The organism is Actinomadura chokoriensis (genome assembly GCF_039529475.1).
GTDB lineage: Bacteria > Actinomycetota > Actinomycetes > Streptosporangiales > Streptosporangiaceae > Spirillospora > Spirillospora bangladeshensis.
In genome coordinates this window covers 1-799 of sequence record NZ_BAAAMW010000079.1, presented here as the reverse complement: position 1 = coordinate 799, position 799 = coordinate 1, and the positions used below count along the sequence as shown (strand labels likewise).

At 67.7% G+C, this 799-nt stretch carries 1 protein-coding gene; it reads right to left on the bottom strand.

Translation table 11 applies throughout. From position 1 onward, the window contains the following. The coding region (locus ABFX46_RS43325; protein ID WP_346050464.1) for a transposase family protein at positions 1-669 on the bottom strand (669 nt) is incomplete at its 3' end. Between the last annotated feature and the right edge of the window lie 130 nt (positions 670-799).

Genomic DNA, 799 nt, shown 5'->3' with positions numbered 1-799 from the left:
CGCGGCGCCCTGTTCGCCGAGTGCGCGGACCTTGGCGTGGTGCCGGTTGAACAGCTTCTTGCGTTTGCCGAGCTTGCGGCGCTTGTCGCGCTTGTAGGGGGTGCCGATGGCGCCGCCGGCGCCGACGTAGGCCTTGTCGGCGTAGCAGGCGATCGCGCGGCTGGTGAGAGCGTGGATGATGCCGTGGGTGCGGGCGGCGGTCAGGTCGTGTGTCGAGCCGGGCAGCGTCGGTGAGGCCCAGATCAGCTCGCCGTTGGGGTCGGTGAGGAACTGGATGTTCACCCCGTGCCGGTGATGCTTGCCGCTGTAGTACAGCCGGTCGTTGGTACCGGACAGGCGGTCGATCGGGGCGAGGGTGCCGTCCAGGATCACGAACGCCTTACGCTGGGCGATCCGCATCGCCTCGCGCAGATCGGGGGCCTGGTCGGCCAGCAGGGCGATGACCTCGGTGACGTAGCGGTGCGCGGTCGCCGCGCCGATCCCGAATGCTGCGGCCAGGCGGGCAAAGGTGTCGTTGCGGCGCAGGTGCACCAGCACCAGCAGCGCCTGGCGCTCGGGGCTCAGTGCTCGCCACCGCGACCCGATCAGGTCCCGGTGATCGCGCACCAGCCCGTTAACGAAGGTCAGGGTCGGGCGCGACAGATCCAGCGCGGCACGGTAGAACAGCACGTGAAGCTCCTGTGCGGACAAGGTTGATCTTGGTCGACAACCTCATCTAGCAGGAGCTTCACTCATTCACAGCCCGCTTCCGTCGTCCGCGACGAACCTGTGACCTGCACACTCAGGTTGGAATGGGCTC